The organism is Saccharothrix sp. ST-888 (assembly GCF_000955975.1).
Taxonomy (GTDB): Bacteria; Actinomycetota; Actinomycetes; order Streptomycetales; family Streptomycetaceae; genus Kitasatospora.
In genome coordinates this window covers 1-246 of sequence record NZ_JYJF01001124.1, presented here as the reverse complement: position 1 = coordinate 246, position 246 = coordinate 1, and the positions used below count along the sequence as shown (strand labels likewise).

The window sequence follows — 246 nt, the reverse complement described above, 5'->3', positions numbered from 1 at the left end:
GCCTCGGCCGGACTCACCGCCGACCAGATCGACGCGGTCGAGGCGCACGGTACGGGTACGCGACTGGGCGACCCGATCGAGGCGCAGGCGCTGCTGGCCCCCTACGGCCAGGAGCGGTCGGAGGACCGGCCGCTGTGGCTGGGCTCTGTGAAGTCGAACATCGGTCACACGCAGGCGGCTGCCGGTGTGGCGGGTGTGATCAAGATGGTGATGGCGATGCGGCACGGTGTGCTGCCGCAGACCCTG

Annotated in this window: 1 protein-coding gene; it reads left to right on the top strand. The window is 70.7% G+C overall.

Annotated features, from left to right (window positions below):
- The coding region (locus tag UK12_RS35900) for a hypothetical protein (protein WP_045307426.1) at positions 1-246 on the top strand (246 nt) is incomplete at both ends.